Source organism: Pseudomonas pisciculturae (assembly GCF_015461805.1).
Classification (GTDB): domain Bacteria; phylum Pseudomonadota; class Gammaproteobacteria; order Pseudomonadales; family Pseudomonadaceae; genus Aquipseudomonas; species Aquipseudomonas pisciculturae.
This window is the reverse complement of sequence record NZ_JACVZE010000005.1, coordinates 121,793-146,301: the sequence shown is the minus strand read 5'-3', so window position 1 is coordinate 146,301 and position 24,509 is coordinate 121,793. Positions and strand designations below refer to the sequence as shown.

General features: G+C 63.5%; 6 protein-coding genes. 3 read left to right on the top strand and 3 right to left on the bottom strand.

Translation table 11 applies throughout. The features are described from left to right. The first annotated feature begins 3 nt into the window (after positions 1-3). Genes ICY20_RS15240 through ICY20_RS15230 form a run of 3 tightly spaced genes read left to right on the top strand, consistent with a single transcriptional unit; the run spans position 4 to position 19,200 of the window. Positions 4-6,402, top strand: a complete 6,399-nt coding sequence (locus ICY20_RS15240) for a non-ribosomal peptide synthetase (RefSeq protein ID WP_194937868.1) — start codon at positions 4-6, stop codon at positions 6,400-6,402. After that, complete coding sequence (locus tag ICY20_RS15235) at positions 6,402-18,197, top strand: non-ribosomal peptide synthetase (protein ID WP_194937867.1); 11,796 nt, start codon at positions 6,402-6,404, stop codon at positions 18,195-18,197. The genes ICY20_RS15240 and ICY20_RS15235 overlap by 1 nt, the downstream gene beginning before the upstream one ends. A 55-nt stretch (positions 18,198-18,252) precedes the next feature. Next, positions 18,253-19,200, top strand: coding sequence for an alpha/beta hydrolase (locus ICY20_RS15230; RefSeq protein WP_194937866.1), 948 nt, complete (start codon positions 18,253-18,255; stop codon positions 19,198-19,200). Positions 19,201-19,250: 50 nt separating this feature from the next. On the opposite strand, the gene ICY20_RS15225 is transcribed toward ICY20_RS15230, so the two are convergent. The 3 genes from ICY20_RS15225 to pvdO all read right to left on the bottom strand — a co-directional run bounded on the left by ICY20_RS15225 (position 19,251) and on the right by pvdO (position 24,505). Beyond that, the gene (locus ICY20_RS15225; RefSeq protein WP_200846433.1) at positions 19,251-21,668 is read right to left on the bottom strand and encodes a TonB-dependent siderophore receptor; all 2,418 of its coding nucleotides are present in this window, start codon (positions 21,666-21,668) and stop codon (positions 19,251-19,253) included. A gap of 201 nt (positions 21,669-21,869) precedes the next feature. Then, positions 21,870-23,522, bottom strand: coding sequence for a cyclic peptide export ABC transporter (locus ICY20_RS15220; protein WP_159959755.1), 1,653 nt, complete (start codon positions 23,520-23,522; stop codon positions 21,870-21,872). 110 nt (positions 23,523-23,632) lie between these two features. Continuing rightward, entirely contained in the window at positions 23,633-24,505 is an 873-nt protein-coding gene (gene pvdO / locus ICY20_RS15215; RefSeq protein ID WP_159959766.1) for a dihydropyoverdine dehydrogenase, read from the bottom strand. Between the last annotated feature and the right edge of the window lie 4 nt (positions 24,506-24,509).

Below are 24,509 nucleotides of genomic sequence, written 5' to 3'. Positions count from 1 at the left end.
CGCGTGCAAGATCTATTGGAATCGGTAGCATCACTCAGCCCGCGCGAGCGCAAAGCGCTGGCAGCGATGCTGGGCAAGAAGGGGATCAATCTCTTCGGCATTACTCCGATTCAGCCGCGTGACCGGGACGAGCCGGCGTTGTTGTCCCCTGCGCAGGAGCGCCAGTGGTTTCTCTGGCGCCTCGACCCGCACAGCTGTGCCTACAACATGGCGGCCACCCTGCACATTCGCGGCAGCCTTGATCTGCCGTGCCTGGGCGAGGCGTTTCAGGCGTTGGTGCAGCGCCATGAAGTGTTGCGCACGACGTTTGCCGAGCAGGCCAGCGGGCCTGTGCAGGTGATCGCAGGGCAGGGTGAGTTGCTGATTGAGCGGCTGCCCAGTGCGGGCGATGATAAGCAGGATCGGCAGGCGGCGCAGGCGTTCCACGCCCGCCCATTCGATTTGGCAACCGGGCCGTTGCTGCGGGTTGCGGTGCTTGAGCGCGGCGTCGACGACTACCTGCTGTTACTGACCCAGCATCACATCATCTCCGATGGCAGCTCGACGCAAACCCTGATCCGAGAGGTCATGGCGCTCTACGCTGCGCAGGCGTTGCCACCGTTGCCCCTGCAATATGCCGACTATGCCGCCTGGCAACGCCAGTGGCTGGATGCCGGCGAGCGCGAGCGACAACTGGGCTGGTGGCGCGAACGCCTGGGAGGTGAGGCGACGGTGTTGCCGCTGCCGTTCGACAAACCGCGCCCGGTGCAGGCTGATACGCGTGGCGCGGCGCTGGGTATGCGTTTGCCTGTCGAGCTGGTGCAAGCCCTTAAAACGCGGGCGCGGGCTAATGACGCAACCTTGTTTATGTTGCTGCTGGCGGCCTTCCAGGGCTTTTTGTATCGCTACAGCGGCCAGGCTGACGTACGTGTCGGCGTGCCGGTGGCCGGGCGTAGCCGGGGTGAGCTGGACAGCTTGCTCGGGTTGTTCGTCAACACCCAGGTCTACCGGGCGCAGGTCGATGGCCAGGCGGGTTTCGCGCAATTGCTTGAGCAGGTCATGGCCGATGCGCGCCAGGCCCAGTCCTATCAAGACTTGCCGTTCGAACAGTTGGTCGAAGCCTTGCAGCCCCAGCGCCAGCTTAATGTCAGCCCGCTGTTCCAGATCTTTTTCAACTATCAGGGCGAGCAGGCCCCCAGCGCAGTGCTGCCAGGGCTCGACGTTCAGCACCTGGACTGGTCGGCGCCCTCGGCGGCCTTTGACCTGACATTGTACATGCGTGAAACCGCAGAAGGCCTGAGCGCCGAATTCATTTATCCGACAGCGCTGTTCAATGCAGGCACCGTGCAGCGCTTGCTGGAGCACTGGCTCGTTTGGCTGCACGCGGTGATCGGTGATGATGGTCAGCGCCTCGATGAAGTGCCGTTGCTGGCGGCGGGCGAGCGTGAACAATTGCTCCATGCCTGGAACCCGCCGGCCACGGCGCTCGCCGTGCCACTGCCGGTTCACGCGCAATTTGTCGAGCAGGCCCATCGCACACCGAACGCCACTGCATTGATGTTTGACGGGCAGTCCCTGAGTTACGCCCAGTTGGAGCAGGCCAGTCGATCGCTGGCCTTGGCGCTGCTGGAAGCGGGCGTGACCCCCGAGTCGTTGGTCGGGGTGGCGGTGCAACGTGGGCCGGAACTGGTCGTTGCGTTGCTGGCGATCCTGCGTGCGGGGGCGGCGTATGTGCCCATGGACCCGGAGTTTCCGGCGCAGCGTCTGGCCTACATGCTCGAACAAAGCGGCGTACGCCTGCTGTTGACCCAGCAAGCGGTGCAGGCGCAGCTGGCTGTGCCCGACGGGGTACAAACTTTGTGCATCGATGGCTGGTTGCAGCGTGCGCCCGGTGATGCCGTGTTGGACGTTGCCTGCGTTGACCCGGATCAGTTGGCCTACACCCTTTATACGTCCGGGTCGACCGGCCAGCCCAAGGGCGTGATGGTCAGTCACCGGGCCTTGAACAACTTCATCGCGGCCATGGATCAACGCCTGCAATTGGTGGCCGGTGATCGACTGCTGTCGATGACCACCTTTTCCTTCGATATTTTCGGTTTGGAGCTGTACCTGCCGCTGACGGTCGGTGCGACCGTCGTGCTCGCCTCCCAAGAGCAGGCAAAAGACCCGTTGCGCTTGCGCGACCTGCTCCAGGAGTGCCCGGTGAAAGCGATCCAGGCGACCCCTTCGGCCTGGCGCATGCTGCTCGACAGTGGCTTGCAGTCGGTACTGAAAAATGTACTAGTGCTGTGTGGCGGTGAAGCACTGGCCCCAGACCTGATGGCGCGCTTGCAGGCGCTGAGTGATCAGGTGTGGAACCTGTATGGGCCGACCGAGACGACCATCTGGTCGTCGGCGCAACGGATCCTGCCTGGCCAGGCGCAAGTGCTGCTCGGCCAGCCGCTGGACAACACCGTGCTGCAAGTATTGGGGCAGGACCTCGGCCCAGCGCCGCTGGGTGCCGCGGGCGAGCTGTTGATTGGTGGCCTGGGCCTGGCACGGGGTTACCTGGGGCGTGCCGCCCTGACTGCCGAGCGTTTCGTGCCGGACCCGGCCCGCCCAGGTCAGCGCCTCTATCGCACCGGTGACATTGCGCGCTATCGCGAGGGTGGGGAGCTCGACTACCTGGGGCGTGCCGACCAGCAAGTGAAGATCCGTGGTTTTCGCATCGAACTCGGCGATATCGAGGCGCAGCTGCTGTTGCTGTCGCAGGTGCGCGAGGCCGCGGTCAAGGTGGTGCAGGCCGCGGGTGGCGCGCAACTGGCCGCCTGGGTCGTCGCGGCCGAGGCCTCGGAGCCCGCCGCGCTGATCGAGTCGCTCAAGCACGGCCTCGGCCAGCGTCTGCCAGCCTATATGCTGCCCAGCCAATGGGCGGTACTCGACGCCATGCCGCTGACCCCCAACGGCAAGCTCGACCGCAATGCACTGCCGGCCATTGAATGGGTTGCCGCCGGCCCCGCTCGCATGCCCGGCACCGAGCAGGAAAAAGCCATCGCCGCAATCTGGGAGCGGGTGCTGGATGTTACGCAGCTGGGCCTTGATGCTGATTTTTTCGAGCGCGGCGGGCACTCCCTGCTGGCGACCCGCATCACCTCACGCGTGCGCGAAAGCCTGGGGGTCGACGTGCCCCTCAAAACCCTGTTTGAGCACTCCACCCTGGGGGGCTTCGCCCTGGCTGTCCAGTCACTTGGCGGCGCATCGCGCAACCTGCCGTTGCTGCGGGCGCCGGCGCAAGAGCGCAGGCGTCCATCCTTCGCCCAGCAGCGCCAATGGCTGCTGTGGTGCCTGCAACCCGACAGTCATGCCTACACGTTGCCGGCGGCATTGCATCTACATGGGCCGCTGGATCTTGAGGCGCTGGGCGCAGCATTCGACCAACTGATCATGCGTCACGAACCTCTGCGCAGCCGCTTCATCGCGACGGCCGATGGGGTTGAAATCGATGTACAGGATCACACGCCGCTGACGCTGACCGTGACGTCGGTCGATGAAAGCCAAGTGCGCACCGTTATTGGCGAACAATTACACCAACCTTTCGACCTGGCCCAAGGGCCGTTGCTACGCCTGGGCGTATTGCGCCTGGGCGCGCAAGAACACGTGCTGGTGTTGACCCAACACCACATCGTTTCCGACGCCTGGTCGATGCAGATCATGGTCCAAGAGCTGCTGGAAATGTATGCCGCACGGGTCGAGCGTCGTGCCGTAACACTGGTAGACGCGCCGATCAGCTACTCCGATTACGCCTGGTCGCAACGTGAGTGGATGGCCGCCGGTGGCGCAGCGCAGCAACTGGCGTACTGGCGTGAACAGCTGGGTGAAGAACAGCCGGTATTGAACCTGCCGTTCGACCGCCCACGGCCCGCTCAGCCGAGTCGGCGCGGCGCTGTGGTGCGCCACGCACTGGGCGCCGAACTGAGTGCCGCACTGGCGCTTCAGGCCCGGCAGCAGGGATGCACGCCGTTCATGCTGCTGCTGGCGGCCTACCAAGTGCTGTTGTGGCGCTACAGCGGCCAGGCGGATGTGCGGGTCGGCGTGCCCGTGGCGGGGCGCAATCGCCTGGAAACCGAACGCTTGATCGGCTTCTTCGTCAACACGCAGGTACACCGCAGCCAGCTCGATGCCCAACAGAGCTTTGCGCAGGTGCTGCACGCCGTACGCGAGACCGCATTGCAGGCCCAGCAGCACCAGGACCTGCCCTTCGAGCAGTTGGTCGAAGCCTTGCAGCCCCAGCGCAGCCTGGCACACAGCCCTCTATTCCAGGTGCTGTTCAACCACCAGGCCGACAGCGCCAGCACGCCTTGGCAGGCACCGCTGGGCGGGTTGCAGGCCGAGCCGCTGGCGTGGCCGCAAGACAGCGCCAAGTTTGACCTGACCCTGGAAACCCAGCAGGCCAACGGCGAGATCACCGCCACGCTCATCTATGCCTGTGACGTGTTCGACGCGTCGACTATCGAGCGCATGGCCGGGCATTATCGCCAGTTGCTCGACGTGCTCGTCGGGCAGCCCGAGACATTGCTGGGCGCCGTGACTCTGGAAACCCACAGCCAGCCACGGCTGTTGGGTGCCACGGTTGCGCCGTCCCAGGCCGGGGTGTTTGACCTGTTTGCACAACAGGCCCGCCAGGCGCCGCAACGCGTGGCGTTGGTCGATGGGCAGCAGCGTGTCACCTATGAGCAGTTGCACGGGCGGGTCTTGGGCCTCGCGCAGGCCATGGCCGATGCAGGGGTTGCACGCCAGGGCCGAGTGGCCGTGGTGGCCGAACGCAGCATCGACTTTGTAGCTGCCGTGCTCGCCTGCTTGCATCAAGGCGTGGTGTTCATTCCCGTCGACCCGCGCCAAGCCGGGCAGCGTACCCTGCAAGCGCTGGGTGACAGTGCGCCGCAGTTGTTGATCGGCTCGGCCCAGTTGCTGGCGCCTTATGCGGGGCAGGGCTGCTGCGTGCTCGACCCGGCCGGTGTCGTGCCGGTGGGTGAGCACCAGCGTCAATCGCTGACGCCGGTTGCCGTCGAGGCCGATGAGTTGTGCTACTTGCTCTACACCTCAGGCTCCACCGGTACGCCCAAAGGTGTGGCAGTGCGTCAAGGTGGCTTGGTCAACTACATCCAGGCACTGGGGCAATGGTTGCCGTGGGCCGACATTGACTCGGTGGCGCTGGTCTCCACCGTGGCCGCAGACCTGGGCTACACCAGCCTGTTCGGTGCGCTGTGCCATGGGCGCACGCTGCATCTACTCGCCGCCGAGCTGGCGCTCGACAGCCTGGCCATGGGCGCTTACATGAAGGCCGAGCGCATTGACCTGCTCAAGGTGGTGCCGTCGCACTTGCAAGCGCTGCTTGAGGGGGCGGGCGCGGATGTGCTGCCTCTGCGTGCCCTGGTCTTGGGGGGCGAAGCCACGTCACCGGAGTTGCTGCAACGGGTTGCCGAAGCGAGCCCAGGCTGCGAAGTCTTCAATCACTACGGCCCGACTGAAACCACCATTGGCGTGCTCAGCACGTCTCTGGCCGGGATCTCTGGTGACGCTTCGGTACCGCTTGGTCAAGCGATGGCCAACCTGCGCCTGGACATTGTCGATGCACAGTTGAACCCACAGCCCGAAGGCGTGTTCGGCGAATTGCTCGTCAGCGGTGCCGGGTTGGCCCAGGGGTATTGGGGCCAGCCAGGCCTGACGGCTGAGCGGTTTATTCCGACGGCTTCGGGGGCTCGCCGCTACCGCACGGGCGATCGTGTTCGCTTGCAGCACGGCCAGTTGGTGTTTGCCGGCCGCCTGGACGACCAGATCAAAGTGCGCGGGCACCGTATCGAGCCTGCCGAAATCGCCGCCGCGATCAAGGCGCTACCCGGTATCAGCGATGCGGTGGTTGGCGTGTGGAACGCCAATGTTGCCGGCGGCCTGGTCGCATGGGTGGTGCCGCGTGCGGGCAGCCCGTTGCCCTTGCCCGCGACGATCCTGGGGCAACTGGCGCAGCAGCTCCCGGACTACATGGTGCCCGCCCATTGCGTGGTGCTCGATCAGTTGCCGTTGACCGCCAATGGCAAGCCCGACCGACGCGCCTTGCCGGCCCCCGACTACTCGCTCAGTGCGCGCCCATTCGAGGCGCTTGAGGGCGAACGTGAAGTGCAGGTGGCCGCCATCTGGCAGGCGGTGCTCAAGTGCGAACGCATTGGGCGTCAGGATAATTTCTTTGAATTGGGAGGCCACTCATTGCTCGTCATGGGCGTGGTCTCGCGTGTGCAGTTGGAACTTGGAATAAAAATGAGCCCACAGTTGCTGTTTACCTACCCGACGCTTGGGGCGTTGGTCGAACACTTGGAACCACACTCCGCTCCCCTGGATGCGGCGCGGCTGAGCCGCCTGGAAGACCTGTTCGACGAGGTGGATGCGTAATGGACAATCAATCGGCTGCACACCGTATCGCCCGTCGTTTTGTCTTGATGGCGCAAGACAAGCGGCGCCTGTACCTGGAAAAAATGGCCGAGGAAAATATCTCGCCGGCCAACCTGCCAGTGCCCGAGTGCCAGTCGGCCCTGGAGACACTGCCGCTGTCCTATGCACAGGAACGCCTGTGGTTTCTCTGGCAGCTGGAGCCCGACAGCGCGGCCTACAACTTGCCACGCGCCTTGCGCATGCGCGGGCAACTCGACCTGGATGCCCTCGGCCAGGCGTTCGACGCACTGGTGGAGCGCCACCAACCGTTGCGCACGGTATTTGCCTTGCGCGATGGCAAGGCCTGTCAGGTCATCCAGCCACCTTCGCGGGTCACCCTTGAGGTTGAGGATCTCACCGCGTCTGCGCAGTCCGACAGTCAATTGCAGGCGCATATCGAAGCTGAAATCCACCGCCCCTTCGACCTGCTGACCGGCCCGTTGCTACGGGTGCGCCTCCTGCGTCTGGCGGCTGACGATCATGTATTGGTGCTGACCCTGCACCACATCGTCTCGGACGGCTGGTCGATGCAGTTGATGGTCGACGAGCTGGTGCAGGGCTACCTGGCCCGTACCGGCGCAGGGCAGGGCGCGCCGCTGGCTGACTTGCCGATCCAATACGCCGACTATGCGATCTGGCAACGCAGTTGGATGGAAGCGGGCGAGCTTGAACGGCAACTGGCGTTCTGGCAGAGCGAGCTGGGTGGCGAGCAACCGGTACTGCAATTACCAACTGACCATATGCGCCCGGCCTTTCCCAGTGGTCGCGGCGCCGGCGTAGAGTTGCAGTTGCCGCCAGCGCTCAGTGCGGCGTTGGTTGCGCTGGCCAAGGCCCAGGGCGTGACAGTGTTTATGCTGCTGCTGGCGTCGTTCCAGACGCTGTTGTATCGCTACACCGGCCAGGCCGATGTGCGCATCGGCGTGCCGTCTGCCAATCGCAACCGCCCGGAAATCGAAGGCCTGATTGGCTTTTTCGTCAACACTCAGGTGTTCAAGTCGCAACTGGATGGGCGGCTGAGCTTCAGCACCTTGCTGGAGCAGGTCAAGCAGCGTTCCATCCAGGCTCAGGCCTATCAGGACCTGCCTTTTGAACAACTGGTCGAGCACCTGAGCCCGGAACGCAGTCTCAGTCACTCGCCGCTGTTCCAGGTGATGTTCAACCATCAACGCGAAAGCGCAGCGCAAAGCCTGCTGGAATTGCCTGGCCTGCGTATCGAAGGTGTCGCCTGGCGCAACCAGACCGCCAAACTCGACCTGGCGCTCGACACACGCGAAGCCAACGGTCAGCTCAGCGCACGCTTCACCTATGCCAGCGACCTGTTCGAGGCGGCCACTGTCGAACGTTTGGCCCAGCACTGGCAACACCTGTTGGCCGCCATCGTCGCCTACAGCGACTGTGCCCTGGGCGACCTGCCGCTGCTTGATGACGCCGAGCGCAACCTCGCCCTGCAAGCCTGGCAGCGCGACCCGGCCGAGGCGGCGTTTGTGCCGGTGCACCAACGCATCGCCGCACATGCCCGTCAGACCCCAGACGCAACCGCCGTGATCTGCCAGGACCGTACCCTCAGCTACGCCGAGCTGGATGCACAAGCCGAACGCCTGGCGTCGCGTTTGTATCTGCACACCCAGGGTGCAGCGGTGCGTATCGGTATTGCGCTGCCGCGTGACGAGCAGGTGTTCGTTGCCCTGTTGGCAGTGCTCAAGGTTGGTTGCGCCTACGTGCCCCTGGACCTGCAACATCCGCCACAGCGGCTGGCCTACCTGATGCGCGATGCCGGCATGCCGTTGCTGCTGACCCATGCCAGCGTCAGTGCCGGCCTGCCGACGGACACGGCGGTGGTTGCGCTGGACATCGACACGCTGTTGGCCGAAGCCACCCCCGACGGCCAGGCGCCGCAGCTGCCGACAGCGGCCCAGCAATTGGCTTACGTGATCTATACCTCCGGGTCGACCGGTGAGCCTAAAGGCGTGGAAGTCGCCCACCGACCCATTGCCCAGCATTGCCAAGCCATTGGTGAGCGCTACGTCATGACGCCGGCCGATTGCGAGCTGCTATTCATGTCGCTGGCGTTCGATGGTGCCCATGAGCGCTGGCTGACCACCCTGACCCATGGCGGCCGCCTGCTGCTGCGTGAAGAAGGCCTGTGGACACCGGAGCAGACGCTGAACGCCATGCACGCCCACGGCGTGAGCGTCGCCGCGTTCCCGCCGGTGTATCTGCAGCAACTGGCCGAGCACGCCGCCTTGCACGGCCCGGTTCCCGCGGTTCGCATCTACTGTTTTGGCGGCGACGCCGTGCCCAATGCCAGCTTTGAGCGAGTGCGTGAGGTATTGCGCCCCCAGCACATCATCAATGGCTATGGCCCGACCGAAACGGTGGTCACCCCGCTGCTGTGGAAGGCGCCTGCCGACCAGGCTTGCCCGAGCGCCTATGCGCCCATCGGCAGCCCGGTGGGCCTGCGCACCGCCTGTGTGTTGGATGCCGAACTGAACCTGGTGCCGACCGGCGCCAGTGGTGAGCTCTACCTGGGCGGCCTGCTGGCCCAGGGTTACCTCAATCGCCCGGGCCTGACCGCCGAACGTTTTGTCGCCGACCCGTTCAGCGCTCGCGGCGAGCGTCTCTACCGTACCGGCGACCTGGTGCGCCTGCGGGCCGATGGCGAATACGACTACCTGGGGCGTGTCGACCAGCAGGTCAAGATCCGTGGGTTTCGTATCGAGTTGGGCGAAATTGAATCGCGTCTGCTGGCCCACGCTGCACTTGAAGATGCCGTGGTGCAGGCGCGTGACAGTCACGCTGGCAAACAGCTGGTCGCCTATGTGGTGGCGCGCCAGGGCCAGGAGCCGTCGACACTGGTGACGCGTTTGCGTGCTGCGCTCAAGGCCGAGTTGCCGGACTACATGGTGCCGGCGCATTTCATGTTGCTGGACAGCTTGCCGCTCACGCCTAACGGCAAGCTGGACCGCAAGGCATTGCCCGCGCCGGATTTCAGCGCGCGGGCCGAAGACCACGTCGAGCCGGCCGATGGCCTGGAGCTGCAAATCGCCACGCTGTGGCAAGACATCCTCGGGCGTACGGCAATCAGCGCAACCGCCAACTTCTTCGAACTGGGCGGCGATTCGATCGTGGCCATTCAGGTGGTGGGGCGTGCGCGCCAGGCCGGTATTCGTTTCACACCCAAGGATATGTTCCTGCATCAGAGTGTCCGCGAGCTTGCGTTGGTAGCCCGTGCCGTCGAGTCGCACGGGCTGGTCGAGCAAGGCCCGGAACAGGGGCCGGCAGCGTTGTTGCCGATTGCTCAATGGTTCTTTGAACAGCCGATGCCCAAGCCGCAGCACTGGAACCAATCGCTGGTGCTCAAACCCCGCCAGGCGTTGGACGCCCGGCACCTGGGGCAGGTTCTAGAAGCACTGGTGCAACACCATGACAGCCTGCGCCTGCGTTTCGAGCGGGTCGGCGGGGAGATGGTCGCGCACTACAGCGAAGCCAGCGACCCAGCGCAATGGCTCTGGCATGAGCAATTGGACAGTCTGGAACAATGGCCGGCACTCGCCGAAAAAGCCCAGCGCAGCCTGGACCTGGCCCAAGGCCCGCTGCTGCGTGCAGTGCTGGTGAGCCTGCCCGATAACGAGCAGCGTCTATTGTTGGTGGTGCACCATTTGGTGGTGGACGGGGTGTCTTGGCGCATCCTGCTTGAAGACCTGCAAGACAGCTACCGCCGCCTCGCTCAAGGCCAGGCACTGGCCTTGCCAGCCCGCACATCCAGCGTCAAGGCCTGGGCCCAGCGCCTTGCCGAGGCGCTGGTTGAGCCGCGCTGGCAAGACCAGATCGGCTACTGGGAGCAGTTGGCCGTTGGCCAATTCGCCGATTTGCCATGCAAGGCCCCGGGCACTGTCGCGCGCAACCACGATGCCTGCCAGTTGCACGTCGAACTCGGCGCGCTACAGACCCAACGCCTGCTGCAACAAGCGCCAGCGGCCTACCGTACCCAGATCAATGACCTGTTGATGGCGGCCTTGGCCCTGGCAGTACACAGCTGGACCGGGCACGCCGATACGCTGGTTCAACTCGAAGGCCATGGTCGCGAGGAAGACACCTTCGACGGCATCGACCTGACCCGCACCGTCGGCTGGTTCACCAGCACTTACCCGGTACGCCTGAGTGTGGGGGCCGACCTTGGCGCCACGCTCAAGTGCATCAAGGAGCAGCTGCGTGCCGTGCCCGATAAAGGCTTGGGCTTTGGTGTGTTGCGCCATCTGGCGGATGCGCCCACCCAGGCGCGCCTGGCGGCGTTGCCGCAACCGCGCATCACGTTCAACTACCTGGGGCAGGTCGATGGGGGCTTTGCCGAGGATGCCGGCGCCTTGTTCCAGCCCGCCGAGCAGACCGCCGGCAGCAACCAGGACGAAGACGCACCACTGGGTAACTGGCTGACGATCAACGGGCGTGTCGAAGGCGGCAAGTTGTCGATGACCTGGAAATTCTCCAGCCGTCAGTTCGACGAATTTGCGATCGCGCGTCTGGCAGATGACTACCTGCGCCATCTTGAGGCCCTGGTCGACCACTGCTGCCAGCCGGAGGCGGGCGCGTTGACCCCGTCCGACTTCCCATTGCTGAACGTGCAACAGGCTCAGCTTGATCATTTGCCAGTGCCCGCGCGTCACGTGCAGGACCTGTATCCGTTGTCACCGATGCAGCAAGGCATGTTGTTCCATAGCCTTTATCAGCAGGGCGCCGGTGACTACATCAACCAATTGCGCACCGATGTCGAAGGCCTGGAGGTAGAGCGCTTCGCACAGGCCTGGCAACAGGCCATGGACCGCCATGACATCCTGCGCAGCGCGTTCCTCTGGGGCGGTGCTTTTGAGCAGCCGGTGCAACTGGTGCACAAGCACCTGGTGTTTCCGTTGCAGGTAGTGGATTGGCGCGACCGCCCATTCGATGCCGATGCGCTTGATGCCTTGGCCCTGGCGCAACGTCAAGCGGGCTTTGACCCGGCGGCGGCACCGTTGCTGCGCATGGTCTTGGTGCGGCTGGCAGAGCAGCGCTTTCACCTGATCTACACCAACCATCATGTCTTGATGGATGGCTGGAGCAGTTCGCAGTTGTTCGGCGAGGTGTTGCAGGCCTACGCCGGGCAAGTCGCCGCGCCGGTTCGCGGGCGTTACCGCGATTACATTGCGTGGTTGCAGCGCCAGGACGGCCCGGCCAGCCAGCGCTTCTGGCAGGCCCAACTGGCGCCGTTGCCGGCGCCGACACTGCTGGCCGACGCGTTTGCCCATCGCGCACCGGTCGACCCGGCCCAGGTGGCAAGGCACCAGGCCGAATACCAGCTGGATGAGCGCGCCTGCGAGCGTCTGGCGCAGTTTTCCCGTGGTTGTAAAGTCACGCTTAACACGCTGGTGCAGGGCGCTTGGAGCTTGTTGCTGCAACGTTGCACCGGCCAACCGGTGGTAGCGTTCGGGGCCACGGTGGCGGGCCGTCCGGCGGAGTTGGCAGGCATCGAACAGCAAGTGGGTTTGTTCATCAATACCTTGCCGGTGGTGGTCGAGGTCGATCAGGCGGTGCCGGTCGGCACTTGGCTGCAAGGCCTGCAAGCCCGCAACCTGGCGATTCGCGAGCATGAGCACTGCGCGCTGGCGGATATCCAGCGCTGTGCCGCTTTCGAGCCCCAGGCGCTGTTCGACAGCTTGCTGGTGTTTGAAAACTACCCGGTTGCCGAGGCCCTTAGCGCTGGCGCGCCGGCGGGGTTGCGCTTCTCCACGGTCAATAGCCGTGAACAGACGCACCTGCCCTTTACCCTCACCGTGCACCACAGCCACGTGTTGGCGTTGGGCTTGAGCTGCGTGGGCTTGGCCGACGGCATGAGCGCCGAGCGCTTGTTGGCGCAACTGGCTACCGTGCTGGAGCACCTGTGTGAGCACCCAGACCGTTGCCTCGGTGAGCTACAGGTACTGAGCCGTGACGATGATCAGCGCGTGGTACGCGACTGGAACGCCACGCACCGGGACTACCCGGCTGCGCAGCCCGTGCATCGATTGTTTGAAGCGCGGGCACGGTCAAACCCGCGTGCCGAGGCGCTGGTGTTTGCCCAGGACCGCTTCGACTACGGCCAGCTCAACGCATTGGCTAACCGTCTGGCGCATCAATTGATCGAGCAGGGCGTTGGCGCCGAAAGCCGTGTGGCCGTTATTGCCGAGCGCAGCCCGCAGATGGTGGTGGCCTTGCTGGCGGTGCTCAAGGCCGGCGGCGCTTACGTGCCTATCGACCCGGAACTGCCCGCCGAACGCCTGGCCTACCTGGTACAGGACTGTGCTGCGCATTGGGTGATCGGCCAGGCCCATTTGCGTCAGCGCCTGCCGTTGGCGGGTACTCAGGCGTGCCTGTGGCTCGATGGCTTGGCGGATATCGCAGCGGGCTACCCCGAACATGATCCGCAGGTCTCACTGGCCCTGGAAAACCTGGCCTATGTCATCTACACCTCCGGCTCCACCGGCCTGCCCAAAGGGGCCGGCAACAGTCACGGCGCGTTGTACAACCGCCTGGCCTGGATGCAGGAGGCCTATGGCCTCGGTGCAGGCGACAAAGTGTTGCAGAAGACGCCGTTCAGCTTCGATGTGTCGGTGTGGGAGTTCTTCTGGCCGTTGATGATGGGCGTGCCTCTGGTGCTCGCGTTGCCGGGCGAACACCGCGACCCGGCTCGTCTCGCGGCGCGCATCATCGAGCAGGGCATTACCACTTTGCACTTCGTGCCTTCGATGCTCCAGGCTTTCATGCAAGACCCTCAGGCTGCCCGATGCACAGGCTTGCGCCGCATCATTTGCAGTGGCGAAGCACTGCCGGTGGAAGCCCAGCGGCAAGTGTTCGAGCAACTGCCGGGTGTCGAACTGCACAACCTGTATGGCCCGACCGAAGCGGCCATCGACGTGACGTTCTGGCAATGCCGCGATGAGAACAGCGACAGCGTGCCCATCGGCCAACCCATTGCCAACCTGAGCACCTACGTGCTCGACAGTGCCCTGCGTGCGCTGCAACCCGGCCTTGTCGGCGAGTTGTACCTGGGCGGCATTGGCCTTGCGCGCGGCTACCATCAGCGCCCGGCATTGACGGCCGAGCGTTTCGTCGCCAGCCCGTTCGGCGACGGTGAGCGCCTGTACCGCACCGGCGACCTGGCCCGCCAGCGCGACGATGGCGTGATTGAATATGTGGGTCGCATCGACCATCAAGTGAAGATCCGTGGTTTGCGCATCGAGTTGGGCGAAATCGAAGCCCGCTTGCTGGAAAGCGCGTGGGTGCGTGAGGCAGTGGTGGTAGCACGTGATGGCAAGCGCCTGATTGCGTACCTGGTTGCCACGGCACAAGCCCCACAAGATCGGTTGCAACTAATCGCGGCCATTACCAAGCAGTTGCAAGCGGTACTGCCCGACTACATGGTGCCTGCGCATCTCCAGGTGCTCGACTGCATGCCACTGAGCCCTAACGGCAAACTCGACCGCAAGGCACTGCCTGATCCCGAAGTGCTGCTGGCGCCTTCGCGCCCACCGCAAGGGGCGAACGAAGTCGCGTTGGCGCGCATCTGGGAAGCGGTGCTGGGCCTTGAACAGGTGAATGCCGAGGATAATTTCTTTGCACTGGGCGGCGATTCCATCGTGTCGATCCAGGTGGTCAATCGGGCCCGCCAATTGGGGTTGGTGATCGAACCCAAGGATATCTTCGAGCAACAGACCGTCGCCCGCCTGGCCTTGAAAGTCGGCACGGCGTCGGCACCGGCGCCTGCGCCTGTACCTCAGAGCTGGCATGGCTTGAGCCAGGCCGAAGTCGATGCCTTGCCGCTGCCTCACGGGCAGGTCACCGGGCTCTACAGCCTGTCGCCGATGCAGAAGGGCATGTTGTTCCTTGGCCTCGATAGCCCGGACGCGCAGCTTTACGTCAACCAACTGAGCTTGCCCGTCGACGGCCTCGACCCGCAACGCCTGCGCGCTGCGTGGGCCCAGGTGGTGCAGCGCCACGATATCCTGCGCACCGGCTTCCTCTGGCAAGGCCTGGAAGAGCCGCTACAGTTCGTGCTGCAAGACGTAGTGCTGGACTTTACCGAGCTCGACGGCAGTGATCGCGACGCTGCGCAGGTGTCTGACCTGGCACGTATCGAGCGCGAACGGGGCTTCGACCTGGCTGAGCCGCCGCTGCAACGGGTCATGCTGGTACGCTTGGCCAGTGGTGGGCATCAGTTGATCTGGACCTACCATCACCTGTTGATCGACGGGTGGAGCACCTCCCAGCTGATGGGCGAGATTCTTTCGTTGTACGCCGGTAAATCGCTGCCGGCGGCCGTCCCTTATCGTGACTACATCGGTTGGTTGCGCAGCCAGGACGCAGCGGCCGGGCAAGCCTTCTGGCGCGGGCAGACCGAGCAACTGACCGAGCCGACCCTGCTGGCGGCCAGCCAGCCACGGCGCGCCACGGGGGAGGGCCATCAGGCGCTCTACACGCGCCTTGACCGCGACGTCACCGAACGCCTGAAAGCCTTCGCCCAACACCAGCGCATCACCTTCAACACCTTGGTGCAAGGTGCGTGGTTGCTGCTGCTCAGCCGCTACAGCGGCCAGGCCACCGTCGCTTTCGGCGCGACCGTGGCGGGGCGCCCGGCGAACCTGGCCGATAGCGACGCGATGCTCGGGTTGTTCATCAACACCTTGCCGGTGATCCATGAAGTTCATCCGGCCCGATTGGTGGGCCAGTGGCTGCGCGACCTGCAATCGCGCAACTTGGCCATGCGAGATTTTGAGTTCACGCCGTTGGCAGATATCCAGCGCTGGGCCGGACGTGCCGGCCAAGGGTTGTTCGACAGCATCATCGTGTTCGAGAACCAGCCGGTCGACCAAACCCTGCGCGACTGGCAGGACGAGAGTCTGCGTTTTGGCGAAATGGACAGTGTCGGCCTGACCAACCTGCCGATGGACCTGATGGTCACCCTCAGCGATGTGTTGGTGATCGAGTACATGTTCCTGCGCCAGCACTTCGATGAGCAGGACGTAGCGGCGATTCGCGTTGCGATGGAAAGCCTGTTGTTGGCACTGGCCGATAATGCCGAGCGGCCTTTGGGTGGTATCGGCCTGCCTTGCCTGGCACCGCAGCATCCGATTAAACAAGCCGTGGCAGTGGCCGAGTCGGCGGTGCACCAGCGCATTGCCGACTGGGCGCGTGAGACACCGCAGGCGGTGGCGCTGATCTGTGCCGAGGGTGCCAGCTTGAGTTTTGCCGAGCTCGACCTTAGGGCCAATCGCTTGGCGCACTGGCTGGTGAGCCAGGGCGTGGGGCCAGAAGTACGGGTCGCGGTGGCGTTGCCACGCGATGAACACCTGTTGATCGCCTTGCTGGCGGTGCTCAAGGCCGGTGGCGCCTATGTGCCGCTGGATGTGGATTACCCACGCGACCGCCTCGCCTGGCAGATGCAGGACTCGGGTGTTGCGCTGGTGTTGACCGATGCCGTGCAGCGCGAGCGTTTGCCGATCCCGCAAGGGGTCATGGCGGTGGATGTGCCCGGTCTGGACCTGGCGGCACAGCCGGGTCATGAGGTCGCGGTGACGGTTGATCCGCGTAACCTGGCGTATGTGATCTACACCTCTGGCTCAACCGGTTTGCCCAAAGGTGTCGCGGTCAGCCATGGCCCGTTGGCGATGCATTGCCAGGCCGTGGGGGCGCTGTATGAAATGAGCCCGGCGGACTGCGAGCTGCATTTCATGTCCTTTGCCTTCGACGGTGCCCATGAACGTTGGCTCACCGCCCTGACCCACGGTGCTCGCCTGTTGTTGCGTGGCGACAGCTTATGGACGGCCCCGCAGACCCTGGATCAGATGCGTCGGCATCACGTGACCGTGGCTGCGTTCCCGCCGGTGTACCTGCAACAACTGGCTGAACAGGCCGAGCAGGAGGCGGAGGCACCACCTGCTGTGCGGGTTTACTGCTTCGGTGGCGACGCGGTGCCCAAGGCGTCGTTCGAACGGGTCAAGGCCGCGCTGGCGCCCCATTGGATCATCAATGGCTATGGCCCGACCGAAACCGTGGTGACGCCGCTGATCTGGAAAGCCGGCCACACGCAACCCTGTGACACGGCCTACGCCCCTATCGGTTCCATTGTGGGCCAGCGCAGCGCCTATGTACTGGATGCCGACCTGAACCTGTTGCCACAGGGCCTGGCCGGTGAGCTTTATCTGGGCGGTGAAGGCCTGGCGCGAGGCTACCTGGACCGTCCGGGGCTGAGCGCCGAGCGATTTGTCGCTGACCCATTCGGTGGCCCGGGGCAACGCTTGTACCGCACGGGCGACTTGGTGCGCCTGCGTGCCGATGGCGGCCATGATTACCTGGGCCGTCTTGATCAACAGGTCAAAGTGCGTGGGTTCCGTATCGAGCTGGGTGAAGTCGAGGCGTGCCTGAAACGCTGCGCCGGGGTGCGCGATGCGGTAGTCGTGGCGCATCCTTCGGTCAGCGGTCAACGCTTGGCCGGTTATGTGGTGATGCTTGAGCCCGGCCAGCCTGGCGACCCTCGGGACGCCTTGAATCAGGCCCTGGAACAAGCACTTCCCGACTACATGCGGCCATCAAGCCTGACCGTACTGGACAGCTTGCCCTTGACCCCCAATGGCAAGATTGACCGTCGCAGCCTGCCGGTGCCTGGCACTGAGCAGCGGCACTATGTGGCACCGCAGACCGAGCTGCAAAAAGCCCTGGCGGCGATCTGGGCACAGGTGCTCAAGGTGGAGCAGGTAGGCTTGCACGACAACTTCTACGAGCTGGGTGGGGACTCGATCCTCAGCCTGCAAGTGGTGGCCAAGTCCCGCAGTCTCAGCCGCCTGGGGCTGCGCTTGAAGCTGCGTGACCTGGTGAGCCGACCGACCATCGCCGAGTTGACCGCCGAACACGCGGCCGGGCCGGCGTTGTCGCCGACCTTAGCGCTTAATAGCGCAGTGGCGCAGGTGCCGGCGCTGTTCTGCCTGCACGCGGGCTTTGGCACCGTGTTCGACTACGAGCCGCTGGCCCGCCGCCTGCAAGGCGTGCGCACCGTCGTGGGTCTGCCATGCCGAATGTTGCTGGACCCTGCACACCAGGATCTGTCGTTGCACGCCATGGCCATCGACTACGCCGCCGCCATTCGTGGCTATCAGGCGCAAGGGCCTTACCACCTGCTGGGTTGGTCACTGGGCGGTACGTTGGCGGCACTGGTGGCCACCGAACTGGAGCGTCAGGGCCAGCACGTGGCGTTTATCGGCCTGGCGGACAGCTTTGTGCCCGGCACCGAACAGGTCGACATGGATGCCCCAGGGGATTGGCATGCCGACCTGCAAAGCCTGCTTGGCTGGATGGCGCCGGATGCACCGGTTGTCGACCAGGGGCGTGAGGCCAATGAAGCGACCGCCCTCGACTATCTGCGTCAGGCCATGCGCGAGGCTGATCGCCAAGGCGGTGCGTACATTGCCTTGAGCCTGGAGGAGTGGCTGAACCTGTTCAATACGGCGCGTCAACTCAAGCGCCTGGCCCTCGCGCAAGACCATTGCCTGCCGTTGCGGGCGGACGTTCACAGCTGGTGGGTGCCAGGGCGTCAGGTTCATCGCCAGGCCATGGCCGAGCAATTGGGCCAGACGCTCGATCAAGCCGGCACACTGGCCTGTGGGCACTTCGAGCTACCTCGCAATGAGGTCTGGCTTGACGCCGTGGTGGATGCACTGAGCCCGCAACTGGCCGTGCTGGCCGCAGACTGACTTTTCTTCCAACCTGAACATGCCCGGCCATTCGGCCGGGCATTGGAGTTTCCCTTTGAATCTTAATCCTGATATTGCGGCCTACCTTCAACTGGTCAACGCTGCGCGTGACAGTGGCAAGGTCCAGGCCATGCACCAGATGACCCCGCAACAGGCCCGTGATGCTTTCGATCAGTCCTCGGCCTTGATGAGCCTGGGCGGTGATGAAGAGGTCCAGGTCGAGCACCTTAGCTTTACCGCACGTGACGGGTATGCGTTGCAGGCGCGTTTGTATGCCCCGGGCACGCGGGTGGCCGGCGTGCGTTCGGCGGCCGTGGTGTATTTGCATGGCGGTGGTTATGTGGTGGGCAGCCTGGATTCCCACGATGCGCTGTGCCGGGACTTGGCCCTTGACTGTGATTTGCCGGTGCTGGCCGTTGACTATCGACTTGCACCGCAATGGCGCTTTCCGACTGCCAGTCACGATGCCGAGGATGCCTGGGCCGCGGTGGTCGAGCAGGCCGACGCGTTGGGTTTTGACCCTCAGCGCCTGGTGGTGGCGGGGGACAGCGTCGGCGGCAGCCTGGCGGCACAGGTCGGTACCACGGGCGTGTTGCCGCGCCTGCGGGTGCTGATCTATCCCGTCACCGATGCCACCAGCCAGACCCCATCACTGCAACGTTTCGCCACTGGGCACTTGCTGGAGACCGCCACCCTGGAGTGGTTTTACCAGCACTATGCGCCTGACCTGAGCCAGCGACTGGACCCACGGTTGTCGCCACTGCTGGGGCCCGTTGCAACGCCGCAGGTGCCCGTGCAGTTGGTACTGGCCGATTGCGACCCGCTGTTTGATCAGGGCATGGCGTACTTTCAGCACTTGACCCAGGCGGGCGTGGCTGTGCAATTGCAAGTGTGCGAGGGCATGGTGCATGATTTTTTGCGCATGGATGCGATTGTGGATGAAGCGAGTGATGTGCGCCTGGCGATTGCCGAAGCCATCCGGCGGGCAGTAGCAGAGGTGTAGGCGGGGGGAAGCAGAATCGCCGTGCCGGGTGGCACGGCGATGATCAGGCCTTAGAACTTGGCCCGCAGGGTAACGGTGAAGTTGCGTGGGTCACCGTAGAAGTTGTTGTAGTTGTTGTACTGCACGGTCTGGTAGTACTTCTTGTCGAACGCGTTGTTCAAGTTGTACTGCATTTCGTAGTTCTTGTTGAACTCGTAGACCGCATGGAAGTTGGTCAGCGCGTAACCGGATTGTTCAACCCGGAAGGTGCCGGTTTCTTCGTACATGTGAGTCTGCGCCAGCACGCTGCCGCCGATGCGTACATTGTTCACCGGTGCCGGCAAGCGGTAGTCGGTGGAGAGTTTGAACAGGTGGCGCGGGATGTACGTCGAGGCGGCAGTGCCTTTGCTGGCGCCACCGGCATACTTGGGTGCGCTGTAGGTGTAGCCGGCCGAAATGTTCCAGTCAGGCAGCAGCTCGCCGTAGGCTTCGACATCGATACCGCGGGTACGGATTTTCTGCGACGGTTTAAAGCAGCTGAGCACGCCTTCGCTGCACGGGCTGGTCGTCTCGGCCACACCGGTCAGGTCGGTCTGGAACAACGCAACCGAACCGCCGAGACGCTTGTCGAGGGTTTCACCTTTTACGCCGATCTCGTAGTTGCTGCCGGTGGCCGGGTCAAGTAGCGAGCCGTTGACGTCGACGTTGTTCTGCGGCTTGAAGATTTCGGTGTAGCTGGCGTAGGCCGAGAAGTTTTCGTTCAGGTCTTGAACGATACCGGCGTACGGCACCACGTTGCCGTTCTTGGCGTACTCACCCTTGACGCCGACCAGGTCGGTGGTGGTTTTGTACCAGCTGACACGGGAGCCCAGGATCAGCTTGGTGGAGTCGGTCAGGCTCAGGCGGGTGGCCAGGTAGGCGCCTTCCTGTTCGGTGGTGTAGTTGTACTTCCACTGGCTGTAGTTGATGTTCGGTGCCGGTGGGTTGAAGCCGCTCAGGTCGTTGACGTTGAAGATGTAGCTGTAGCTGGCATCACGCCCGCCGTGGTAGTCGAAGTCATCGTGGCGTGCGTTGATGCCGAAGATCAGGTCATGCTGGCGGCCCAGCATCTGGAATGGCCCGCTCAGGTAGCCGTCGACGCTGGTCTGGGTATCGTTGTAGCGAAAACCACGCGGGTTGAGGGTGAACGAGTCGGGGCTGCCGGCGACGGGCCAGGTGTAGTTGGCGAGGAAGTCGGACTTGGCCCAGATCTGGTTGGCGGACAGCACCAGCTTCCAGTCATTGTCAAAGCGCTTCTGGTAGTCGGCGAACACGTTGGTGTTGGTCTTGTTCAGCTTGGCCCAGTCAGCCGTCAACGCCGTGGAGCGCGAAAACGGGTAGAACGTGCCGTTGGTCTTGGTCGGCAGGCCGCTCCAGTCGTAACCCGGGTTACGGTCTTTCTGGTAACTGAAACCCACGGTGACCATGGAGGTGTCATCCAGGTCTGCCTCAAGGATGCCGTAGACCAGGGTGTTTTCCTTTTCGGCCTCGTCGCGGTAGCTATGCCCCTTGCTGTAAGCCACCACGGTGCGGCCACGAAGCGTACCCGCATCGTTGAGGGCGGAGCTGGCGTCAACGGCATTGCGATAAGTGTCCCAAGAGCCCATCGACGAAGTGATCTGCACTTGGGGCTCAACCGTTGGGCGCTTGCGCACCAGGTTGATCGCCGCCGAAGGGTTGCCTGCACCCTGCATCAGCCCGTTGGCGCCGCGCACGACTTCAATGCGGTCGTACAAGTCGGTATTGGGCTTGGATATGGCGTCGAGGGAGTAGGAGTTGGAGATGTTGGTCGGCACGCCGTCGATCTGCAACGTGTCGATCTGCTGGCCGCGAGCGTAGTAGTTGGAGCGCTCCGAACCGTTTTTGGTCAGCGTGACGCCGGTGGTGTTGGTCAGCACGTCATCCAGGTTGACCAGGTTTTCGTCTTCGATGCGCTGGCGCGTCACCACGGTGACCGACTGCGGGGTTTCACGAATCGACATCGGCAGCTTGGTGGCCGTGTTGGTGCTGCCTGTGCTGTACGAATGCGTCCCCTCGGTGGTCGCTGCCAACCCGGCACCGGTGATCGTGGTGGCGCCCAGTTGTACCGCGGCGCCGGCGGGTGCGATCAAGGTCACGGCATTGCCCTGGATGTCGAACGACAGCCCGGTGCCGGCGAGCATCTGTGCCAAGGCCTTGGCCGGTTCCATGCTGCCGTGTACCGCCTGGCTGCTCAGGCCCTTGGTCTGGTCCGGGCTGTACAGCAACTGGGTGTTGGCCTGAGTGCCAAAACGTTGCAGGGCGCTGCCCAGGGACTGTGCAGGAATGTCGAAGTTGACTTGCTGGGCCTGGGCCATGATCGGGAAGGAGACGCAGGCACCCAACAGCAACGACGTGGGGAGGCGGTGACGGCTCAGGCACTGCTTGACCAGCAATGTCGCCAGCGGGGTCATCTTGGGGAAGACGTGCATTAACAGGTGCTCTTTTGTGAAGGTTGTGTTGTTGGGAGTGGTTCTTATTCTTTATAGAACGAACGAACACGTGAAAACCGGATGAATTCTTTGAGTTTTTTTCAATAAAACTAAGATGTTGAGCCGAAAGGGCGGGTGTTTGCGCTGCCCGAAATGGCCGAAGGCCGGGTCAATGACCCGGCCTTGGCGATGCGGTGACTGTCAGGCGGCGACGGTTTTTTCGCTGTGCACCCGGCCGGCTTCCATGCGCACCAGTTGGTCGGCGACGTTGAAATATCGGTCGTCGTGGGAGATCACGATGATGGTCTTGCCCAGACGCTTGAGGTCGGGCAGCAGCTCGGTGTAGAAGATTCGCCGGAACGTCGGGTCCTGGTCGGCAGCCCATTCGTCAAACACCAGCACCGGGCGTTCTTCGAGCCAGGCGTTGACCAGGGCCAGGCGCTTGCGTTGGCCGGTGGACAGGTCGGTGGTGGTGAACTTGCCGTCCTGTACGCTGACCTTGTGCGCGATTTCCAGGCGTTGCAGGTATTGGTTGGCATCTTCCGGGATGTGCTGGTCGCCCTGGACCACATCGTCGAACAGGTAGTAGTCGGCGAAGATGGTGGTGAACAACTGGCGGTAATCGTCACGGTTGAGCGCGTCCACCGGCTGCCCATTGAGGCGCACTTCGCCCTGTTGGGGTGAATACAGGCCCAGTAACAGCTTGATCAAAGTGGTCTTGCCGCAGCCGTTCTCGCCAACGATGAAGATGATCTCGCCTTCTTTGATCGTCAGGTTGACCGGGCCGAGGCGGAACGCATCACTGCCGGCCACCGGCGGGAACGCGAAACTGACATCGCGCAGTTCCAGGTGGTGCACGGGGCTGGCCTTGAAGCCTTTGTCCGCGAGCAGCAGGTGCGGTTCAGGCGATGAGAATTGTTCGGACAGCTCGGCGATGCGGCGAAACGCAATTTGTGCGCGGCTGACGATGGGCAGTGTGCCGATCAGGTGTTCCAGCGGGCCTTTCATGTACAGCAGCACCAGGACGAAGCCACTCATCACGGCTTTGTCGCTGCTTGGCCAAAACGATTGCAGCGCCAGGGCTAGCCCGATCACCACGAAAAACAGCATGGAACCGAACGTCTTGGCGACCACGAACGTGTTGATCGACTTGATCTGGGTCTTGCAGATGAAATCGGCCGTTGCCTTGATGCCCGAGTCGTACATGCGTTGGCGACGTGGGCGGTGGATGCGCAGTTCCTTGGCACCTTCGGCAATGGCGTGGTAGTGCTTTTGCAACTCGTCCTCGGCGTCCCGTGCGGCGAAGAAGCCCTTGATGCCACGGCCCTGGGCCAGGTATTGAATGGCGGTGCCGATGATGATGGCGACCACCATCATCAGGAACATCGGCCACGACAACATCGCCAGGTAACCCAGGCAACCCAGGGTGACCGTCAGGGAAATGGCCAGCGGCGCGAAGGCGAAGGCGAAATCGCTGATGGTGTCCACGTCGTGGGTCAGCACGGGGATCAGGCGATGGCTGCGGTAGCGCTCGATCTGCTCCATGGGGGCTGAAAGCACTTTTTCACCCAGCTCTTTGCGCAGCTTGGCAATGATGTGCTGCCCGACATAGTTGGTGCCGATGTCGGAGCAGATCGAACTGAACAGCGCCAGCACGCAGAGCCCTGCGAACAGCAGCACCACACCCTGGGTCAGGCCGTCCTGGGAGTGCAGGGCACTGTTGATCGTCGCCAGCAACACCGTCACGCTCAAGCCGCCGACCATACCGAGCAGGATCGACAGGCTGACAATAAAACGGAAGGGTTTGAGCAGCACGAACAATTCGTGGAGGGCGCCGCGTGGAGGATGGTTCATGGGGGGACTGTTCCTTGGGTCGCAGAGGCAGATACCCTGTAGAACGTCTGGTCACGCGCTTAATTTAGACGGTCGCCGATTAACGGCGACCTGGTACTGGCAGGCGTTGTTCAGAGGTCGCGTACCACGCGAAAGCCGATCCAGTCACCGCGCCCGTTCGGGTAAATGTTGTTGCGGTTGCCCGAGCGTGAAAACACCGGCGCTTCGCCCCAGTCATTGCCGCGTATCTGGTAGAGCTTGCAGCCGGGCTCAACCCAGGCGCTGCCATCGGTGGGCGCGCCGTCGTAACTGGTGTGATAGCAGTCGGCAACCCGTTCATAGACATTGCCATGCATGTCGTACATGCCGAACGCATTCGGCGGGTAGCTGCCCACCGGCGACGAATAGCTGTAGCCGTCCGCTGGCCCATAGGTGTTGGCATGCTTGGCGATGCTGTAGCCCTTGCCCTCATCGAACGGGAAGGGGAACGGCCCGGTGGACCCGGCACGCGCGGCGTACTCACGCTGAGCCTCGCTGACCATGTGGTACTGCTGGCCGGTCTTTTTCGACAGCCACGCCACGTAGGCCTTGATGTCATCCATGTCCATGCACACCGCCGGCTGGCGCGGGCCTTGGGGGTAGCGAGGCTTGCTGGCGATGCATTCACGACCGGGGCGGGTGTCGCCGTCGGCAATTTTCACGCCGGTCTGGCGGATGTAGCTGTCCCACTCCCCGGCGGTGATATGAAAGCGGCTCATCGCGAAAGGCTTGGCGAACGTAACGGCATGCATGGGGCCTTCATCCGGTTCGCGGCCGGCTTCATCTTCCGGGGTGCCCATGGTGAAGGTGCCGGCGGGTAAGACCACCATCTCCGGGCAGTCCTTGCAGTCTTTGAACACTTTGCCCGGCTGTGGCTCGGCGGCTTGGGCCAGGCCCGGCAGCAGCGCACCGCACAAGGCGCTCAACGCCAGGGCGGCCAACGGTTTGAGGTGTGATGGAGTCATGGAA

Excerpts from the sequence above, each read along its gene's own strand:
- ICY20_RS15235 (WP_194937867.1), top strand. The coding sequence starts at position 6,402 with ATGGACAATCAATCGGCTGCACACCGTATCGCCCGTCGTTTTGTCTTG.
- ICY20_RS15225 (WP_200846433.1), bottom strand. The coding sequence starts at position 21,668 with ATGCACGTCTTCCCCAAGATGACCCCGCTGGCGACATTGCTGGTCAAG.
- pvdO (WP_159959766.1), bottom strand. The coding sequence starts at position 24,505 with ATGACTCCATCACACCTCAAACCGTTGGCCGCCCTGGCGTTGAGCGCC.
- ICY20_RS15220 (WP_159959755.1), bottom strand. The coding sequence starts at position 23,522 with ATGAACCATCCTCCACGCGGCGCCCTCCACGAATTGTTCGTGCTGCTC.